The sequence below is a fragment of the Candidatus Thermoplasmatota archaeon genome (assembly GCA_034660695.1).
Lineage (GTDB): Archaea > Thermoplasmatota > E2 > UBA202 > DSCA01 > JAYEJS01.
In genome coordinates this window covers 1-8,043 of sequence record JAYEJS010000114.1, presented here as the reverse complement: position 1 = coordinate 8,043, position 8,043 = coordinate 1, and the positions used below count along the sequence as shown (strand labels likewise).

At 39.8% G+C, this 8,043-nt stretch carries 7 protein-coding genes and 1 tRNA gene; 3 read left to right on the top strand and 5 right to left on the bottom strand.

All coding sequences use genetic code 11. The features are described from left to right. The 4 genes from U9O96_05705 to U9O96_05690 form a co-directional block, all read right to left on the bottom strand. Positions 1-2,044, bottom strand: a 2,044-nt coding sequence (locus U9O96_05705; GenBank protein MEA2054594.1) for a carboxypeptidase regulatory-like domain-containing protein, incomplete at its 3' end; no start/stop codon positions are given. Between the two features lie 20 nt (positions 2,045-2,064). Next, complete coding sequence (locus U9O96_05700; protein ID MEA2054593.1) at positions 2,065-2,484, bottom strand: hypothetical protein; 420 nt, start codon at positions 2,482-2,484, stop codon at positions 2,065-2,067. Between the two features lie 930 nt (positions 2,485-3,414). Continuing rightward, on the bottom strand, positions 3,415-4,377 hold the full coding sequence (locus U9O96_05695) for a winged helix-turn-helix domain-containing protein (protein ID MEA2054592.1): 963 nt from the start codon (positions 4,375-4,377) through the stop codon (positions 3,415-3,417). Positions 4,378-4,515: 138 nt separating this feature from the next. Further along, positions 4,516-5,100 (bottom strand): hypothetical protein, encoded by a 585-nt coding sequence (locus U9O96_05690; GenBank protein MEA2054591.1) that lies wholly within the window; start codon positions 5,098-5,100, stop codon positions 4,516-4,518. A 257-nt stretch (positions 5,101-5,357) separates the two neighbouring features. On the opposite strand from U9O96_05690, the gene U9O96_05685 reads away from it, so the two are divergent. The 3 genes from U9O96_05685 to U9O96_05675 all read left to right on the top strand — a co-directional run bounded on the left by U9O96_05685 (position 5,358) and on the right by U9O96_05675 (position 6,843). Beyond that, positions 5,358-5,717: a hypothetical protein gene (locus U9O96_05685; GenBank protein MEA2054590.1), complete on the top strand. Its 360-nt coding sequence runs from the start codon at positions 5,358-5,360 to the stop codon at positions 5,715-5,717. 1 nt (position 5,718) lies between these two features. Beyond that, positions 5,719-6,732 carry a tyrosine-type recombinase/integrase gene (locus U9O96_05680; protein MEA2054589.1) on the top strand — a complete coding sequence of 338 codons (1,014 nt, stop codon included), beginning with the start codon at positions 5,719-5,721 and terminating at the stop codon, positions 6,730-6,732. A gap of 38 nt (positions 6,733-6,770) precedes the next feature. Then, positions 6,771-6,843: transfer RNA gene (locus tag U9O96_05675), tRNA-Val, on the top strand. Between the two features lie 153 nt (positions 6,844-6,996). Here the strand turns inward: U9O96_05675 and uppS are convergent. Further along, a complete protein-coding gene (uppS, locus tag U9O96_05670; GenBank protein ID MEA2054588.1) occupies positions 6,997-7,830 on the bottom strand; it encodes a polyprenyl diphosphate synthase in 834 nt (277 codons plus the stop codon). Between the last annotated feature and the right edge of the window lie 213 nt (positions 7,831-8,043).

Here is an 8,043-nt window from a genome sequence, read left to right as displayed (position 1 = left end):
CATTGACCGTAACGGTGTTGTTGCGGAAGGTATTGCCGGTACTATACCAGATATCAATGCCATGGGTGTTGTTCCAGAAAGAATTATTGGAAATGAAGTTATCACTGCATTCCCAATCCAACTCTATTCCATTATAGTTGTCATACAAGTTACAATCAGAAATATGAGCACCCGAAACATAATAATCGATGAGAATTCCTGCATCGCCTCCGTTTTTTACTGATAATCTTTGCATAGTAACGTTGTCCGGGGTTACGGTGACCGCATTATCGATTCCCCCTCCATCTATTATGGTGGTTTCTTTATCCTCTCCAATCAGCGTGATGGATTTGTTGACCACCACGTTTTCATTATATGGAGAGGAATCATTATAAACAAACACGGTATCCCCGCTACTGGCATTATCTATAGCATCTTGAATACTTGTGTAGTTATTGGGTCCCGTGCCACCGACATACAATGTGGCTCCTGGAGTCGGTGGCTGATTGTTATCCACAGTCACGTTCACCTGAGCGATGGTGCTGTAATCAGTGCCGTCATAACTCCGAGCGTGGATTGTATGGCTGCCGTCGCTGATCGTGGTGGTATCCCAGTCGTAACTCCAGCTCGTTGTGCCTGTCGCCGTTTGCCACGAACCCTCATCAATCTTAACCTCCACGTTCTGCACGGTGCCGTCGCTATCTGATGCAGTTCCTTGAATGCTTACCATTTCATTCACCGTTGCACCATCAGATGGGGAAGTGATATTTACCGTCGGTGGCTGATTGGCTGGTGGTACTCCACCCTGGGAGATGTATCCTTTCACTATGCAGGTTTCGGGTGGCTTGGGCGTCAGGTTGACATCTCTGACCATCACGTCGCCCGGCTCGATGATGCCATCGTAGCTTGCGTTATCAAAATATCCGTCTGCGGATGCTTCTATTAAATCTATTTCAGAATAATTCATATAATATCCTGGATACATTTCTTCTGCAAAAATTGCTGGAGCAGAAACATTATAGTAACCACTCCCATCTGTTGTAGTGTTTCTTGTGAAGGTACCTGTCATTATTATGTTGACGGTTATGCTGCCCTGCACTTCCACACCTGCATTTGGAATGGGCGAGGCAGTATCATTATCATATATATAGCCTTCCACCCATGCATTATCTGCCGGGAATGGCACCAGCGAGACATTCACCCATTTTGTCTCGCTTTCATTTACCTGGAATGAAGGTATTGTGTTGTTATCAAAGTGATTCTCTGCGGTTGCACTCAGCGAAAAATTTCCTGCGGGAGTGTTAAACTGATAGTATCCGAAGGCATCGGTGAATGTAGAGTTAGAGTAGGCAACATCGAATCCGTATATAGATACACTCGCGTTTTCTATTGCCTCTCCGGGATTGGACTTTGTAACATATCCTTTTACCACCGCTGTTTCAGGTGGTGATGGCGGAGCAGGAATAAGATAGAAATCAATCGTTGTCGTCCCTGCACCTATGTTTGTATTGTTGAAGTCTGAATAATAGCCGGTAGCGGATGCCATTATCATAACATCCGAAGGAGGCACATCGATCTCGTAAAAACCGCTGGCGTTACAATCAGTCGAGTTCATGCCAAAGAAGTAACCGTCAGAAAATATAACGCTTATATTCCCTTGAAGTGGTTTTTCACTCACATTGTCATATACACGCCCCTCCAATGTGGCAGTATCGTTTGGAAAAGCTGGCAACGTGATATTTTTCCAGTACAGACATGGAATGCCAGTAACATTGAAAACACCGGTATAATCTCCCACCATTATCGTTTCGTTTCCTCTTATTTGCATAAAACCTGCAGAAACATTTACTTTTCCTTCTGCAACGTTCATTTCGTAATAGCCAGTAGCATTGGTGATAGTTCCGTTGGAATAGCTATGGCTATTATCACTCCATCCCAAGGATACAAACGCGTTTTCAACCGGATTTGCTATTTCATCAGCTGACATGTTGCCGGATTGCAACACCAACAGCAAAATACAAAATACAAAAAAACCTCCAATACCTACCGTTTTTAATTTGCTCATTTTTCCACCTTCAAAAGTTATTAATCTGCTGTGCCGCTCCATGTACCAGATCCGATACCCGAAACATCGTACTCCCAGTTTCCTGAAACTGAGGACTTATCTGAAGAAAAGGTCCCTGACCACGTCACTCCATAACCGCTTACAGTCCCACTAGCAGTCAACCCTGATTCGGTGGCAGTGCCACTCACCGTCGCTACAGCATCGCCAGAGATTGATCCACTCACTGTACCATTATCGAAATCAACGGTGAGTTCAAAGGTGCCACTCACGCTGCTGCCTTGTGAGGTGCCCGACCACGTTCCAGAGTAGGTAGTGATTCCGGCGACCCCTCCTTCCTCCTCCTCTTCTTTTTCCCCAGATTCTATACACCCGCTGATTAACACGGATCCAATTACCAACGTTATTACACATATTGTCGTCCCTAATTTTTTACAATTCATTTTCTCACCCACGTTATCAACAGAAACCTATACAAAAACTTTATCAGTAGATTGATCACAATTTGATAGTAAATGTCATGAATTTCGGTTAAAGAGCAATTGTTTCTTTCCTTAATGTTTTTGGATTGACCACTGAATTCTCAAATGTTTATACCCGCATGTCCTATTTTTTGGAAGAATTTTTGTTCTTCATTCGAGAACAGAAGAATCAGAAATAAAATAAGATATATCGCATATTTCGAGGGATATCGCTTGTAGTCTCTAAGAATGAGCTTTATTTTGTGGGATAATCGTTTCTCCTCGGGCGGTGAGGAGAAACAATCTACTCTTTCAAAGCTTTCAGATAGATGAAGACGAGGGATAGAAAACAGAGTTTTTGGTTCTCAGGAGGGAAAAAGACGATGGTCAACTCTAACTCATTGCAGATGTGAACTCAGCGTTTGTTAGACTTCAGAGCTATCCTTCCATTCTTCTAGCCGGTCCCTTGCCAACTCTTCCATAACGAATTTGATGGTTGATTTGGGTATTCCATCCCTGAAATATTTCTTTCTACCGGGGTCGTCTTTGAATTGGAGGTTTATTTGAATCCATAGGTTGTACAGGAGGATGGCCTGAAGGTACAAAAATAACCTGGCCGCATCAGATAAAGAATGAGTTTGACCCTTGAAATCATTGATGCATCTATATCCAGTTTCTATTCCCCATCTTTTCTTGATAGGTACTCTTCTATTAATTCATCATTTGTGTCAATAAACCGTTTTATTTCATAGAATTTTTTCCCGAATTTGCTAATCCTTTTGATTTTTTATTAATTCAAGTTGCTGTGCCCGCACCAGCTCACAGGAACCATATATGAGTTAAAAAGTACTCCCTAAGCTTATGTAAAGAAATTTTCGTACTTTCTATTTATTTTTACATATATTCTCTCTTCTATTCCTCTTTATTTTCCTTGTAATACCTTTCTCCTTTCTCCGAGATTTCCCATATACCCCGTGGAGAATCCCTCTTTAGATACCCAAATTTACTCACTAAATCATTTCGTGCCCACTCTGCCCTATTTCTCCATCGAATAGTCTTGCCGTTAGACAATGTTTCATAATCCTTTTTAGTTAATATATGCCTCATTTTCCCCTTTACTTTATCCTCAACATCTTTCATTTTTCCACTGCCACCGAGTTCTATTAATGATTCTAAAATAGGGATATAATATGCTTTCTCTGGTGCTATTTCACCTTTTCTCGCTCTCTTTTCTTTTTTCTCTGCTTTGACATATTCTTTAATTCCGACTTTATAGAAGGGTTCAAATAAATGGGCACAAACACTGGGAGCATCTTCTCTTTGATACATCTCAAACTCTAAAATCTTTGGTTTTGGAGTCAGTATCTCACAAGCCTCCATAATCCTATCTGTTCTTTTATCAATAATAATAACAACCTGAAACTTTTGATTTTGTGCTTCTTCAAGAATATTCTCCAAAAAATATTGATAAGTATCTTTTTTACCAATCTTATCTGTGACAAATTTTCTTCTTACTATATCTCTTTCAACATTTTCCTTTAAAACACTGGCAATCTGTTGACGAGTTCTATAATTTTTTAGTGCTTTAATGAATTTTCCAACTTGTTTATTGATGTGGTCATATTCTGGATGTGTTGATAATTCAATTTCTATGACATAAAACTCATTTTTATCAAAATCTATCAGATAGCCATCAGGTATGCTTTTTTCACCAGCTATCGACATAATCTTCTTTTTTATATTGAAGAACAACGCCCCTTCCCCAAAAATATCTTTCATATGCGCTATAACAATCGGCTCAAATTCTTTTTCCTCGTTTTTAGGAATCCATAAATTATATTTCACACCATCTATGTCCAGTATTTTATCATTCATAATTTCACCTTTAGCATATCTTAACTAATTGTAGCTATATAACTTTTTTATATTAATTAATTTTCTATTTTTCTAATTTTTTCATTCTTTCACTTTCCAGTATCTTTCCCGAGTTTGCTGATCCCTTTAAGTTTTCTCTCATTCTTTCTTAATTTTATCCACACCATACTTTTCTTCTACTTCTTCTGCAATGTTGAGAAGAACTTTTGCACCTTCCATCCCTCTAATAAATCCTGCTCCGGTTTTACTTACACCCTTGACCTTTTCTATGAGTTCATCTGGCATTTTTTCCACATCGCCGAGATCGTAGAACATATCTCCAAGGGGGATGGCACTTTTTTTCATTCCCGGTGGCATGGATTTCATGCTTTTTACTGCTCTCTTATGCGTCTTTAGGAATGTCTCCTTATCTTTTTCGAGTTCCTCATCATGTATTATTTTCCCTCTCCTATCCTTATCTCTGATATACTCCGCCATTATTAAGCAGAGATCAAGTGAAGCTAAAACAGCCTCCAACCCGTTTATTCCCTTTTTTCGAATTCTTTCTAAGACAATATTTTCTATGACTTGTCTGAATGCATCCGATGATATGATATCATTTAAGCGTTTTATTTCATCATCTGTAAGTGTGCCACCTTTCGTTTGCCGTATTACTGCGAGTATTGGCTCAGTATTCGAAATCCACCTCGTATCTGGCCATTCCCTTTTTTCCACCGGCAGCAAATATCCTTCTTCTGCGAGTTTTGGTATAATTTTTTTACATTTTTTCGATTCGGATCGCCGTAAAGAATTTTTGATATTTCATATTTGCTTCTTGGCTATCTATATGCCAGCAGGTATATTTTTCCCGGCACGCCTTTTTCTATTGGTAATTTCTTATTTAATAATCCCATAAGTACCCTTTTTTAATTTTTAATCCGTACCATTTTTTTAGAATATATCCTTAATGGTATATATAAACAGTGGGCTTTTCTATTTTTGTGAAAAACTCAAACAAAATGATGTTCTGTCACCCGGTCTGGAAACGGATGCGACAACTTACAGATCGGAAAATCGAAAAAAGAGCTGTGTTTGAGCTTGTTAATTACATTGAGGATCATATCGATGAAATTATCCTGCAGAGTGCAGAGGAGCTGGATAAACTGAATGAAATGAGGAAAATACAGGGTGTCTATCAAAAAGTTATGATCGATCAGTATTGTGTGCAAAATGCCATAAAAATTATTAATTCATATTCATTCTCTTTTCTGCCTGAACAAGGCGGAGGTGAAAGCCAAGAAAAGAAAGAAAATATAAGTAAGCATTCGCAAGTGAGAGATGCTCTCACAGAGGTAATATAATATGAACGAGGAGATATTAGAAAAATATAGGCAATATCTCCGTCGGGAATATTCAAAGCAGAATACCAGAGATAACTACTATAAATTCATCCAGTATTTCCTGGAATGGCTCTGGGATACTAGGCATAAACGCTATGATGAACTGATACCTGACGATACCAAGGAATACAAGGCATTTTGCCTGCAGCATTACAAAACCAATGGCAATGTTGGCCGTTTGAATTCCATAAACAACTTTGTTGACAACTTTCTGCACAGAAAGGAGCTGCGTGTATCCGTGCCAAATTCAGTATATGTGAACAAACAGGTATTGAGTCATGAAGAACTGGAACAGTACAAAAATGCTGCCGATACATCCTTGGAAAAACTGGTTGTGACCTACCAGATAGACGGTTTACTCCGACCAAGTGAATTCTTTAAGCTGATGATTTTCCTGCATGACTGCAAAAACCAGATACTTTATCTCGATGACACTAAAACTGGCAACAACCATGTGATTCTGACACCACACATGATAAACGCTTTCGAGGAATATAAGCGTTGCAGGATACCACCGAAACGGAAGGAAGACAAAGACAAACTTCTGATAATAGACAAAGGAAGCCATTACGGACTTGCACCATCGCCGAACTCCGATTTTGTATACAGGGTCGCAAAAAGGATTGCTGCACGTGCAGGATTTAAACGAAGCGTCTATCCATATCTGATAAAACCCAGTGTCATAACAGACGGTTTCAACCAGAATGTAAACCCCAAGATCCTTCAGAGGCAGGCACGACACAGGAAGATTGAAACGACGCTGCGGTACGATCATACAACCGATAAAATGGTAAAGGATTACTTCAATAGCACACAGAGACAGCCAGACATTGATGCATTAAATCCTAATGACAAGGCAAAGGTATGGCTGGATAAGATGCTTTCCGGTGAAATAGACCTTAAAACATTTAAATCAGGGCTTGATGTCCTGTTACCGCAGAACAGGCATGGGGGTGACGATGTCGCCTACCTGTGAGCCAGTGGTCTTGTGCCAGGCTGGTGGTAATACGAAACGGGCTAGTGGTCTAGGGGTTATGACGTTGCCCTTACGAGGCAAAGGTCGCCGGTTCAATTCCGGCCTAGCCCACTTAAGCATAATGAAGGCGATTGGGTACATCATTAAAAACAGCCATTTTCTTCCAAAATATACCTTAAAGCTTTACAAGCAGATGGTTATTCTTTCGGCACCAGCTTCATTTATTATTTTTTTCATAGGTATGATATGAAAACAAAATTTAATTTAAATTCTTAATGGAATTAATGGAGGATGATCAAAATTATACAAATTTGTTTTAATAAGGAACGGAGAAAGATATTTTCCAAGTATCTGCGTTTTGGTTTGCAAATCCCAGAGGTTATTTGCCGAACCGCCCCGCCTCTCCCTGTTTAAGAATTCTTTCATTATGTTATCAAGATCTCTTGGGGTGAAGTCTGGCCACAAAGTGTCCATGAAAAAGAGTTCTGCATACTCAATTTGGTAAAGCATGAACCCTGAAAGCCTCTTCCTACCACCTGTTCTGATCACAATGTCCAAGGGCTCGGGTATCATCAAAAACTTCTCGAAGACATTCGCATGCAGATTTGTTATCGCGGGGTTCTTCCTGAGCCATTTCGATGCCGCCATCACAGCGTTGAGTATTTCTTCCTTACCCCCGTATCCGATGCATATGTTAAGCATCCTGCCTTTATGGTTCTTTGTCTTTGAAACGATATCATGTGCCAGCTCCCTTATTTCCTGCGGCATTTCCCCCAATCTCGACCCGACGATGTTTACCTTTATTTTCCCCTTGGAAATTCCTGGATTATGCAGGAGGTCTTTTATCTTCCTTTTAAGCAGCCTGTAAACAAGCTCCTTGTCCCCTTCAGGTCTTTGCAGATTCTCGGGTGACAACGCCCATATGGAGAGGTCACTCACTTCTGGGTACTTCTCAAATACACACCTCACTATCTTGTCTATGACCTCCCCGGACTGCCTACCATCGTAATCCTTAATTCCATTTATCCTCGCCCAGCGCCTGCTGCCGTCGGGTATTATACCGAGATGTATTCTCATTTCTTTAACTTCCGGTATCATAGTATATGCAGGAGCATTTACCTAAAATATATAAAATTGATTTGTAAAGGACTTTAACTCAATTTAAAAAAATTTTACAAATTGATGAACTTACTCAATATGGAGTGGCATTATGATTCTTTAGATTCTTGAGTTCTGCTTAAATTCGTGAAAAAAATCGAAAATTTTTCATATCATATTGCTATAAGGTAGCAGATGCAGGATGCCAAGTTT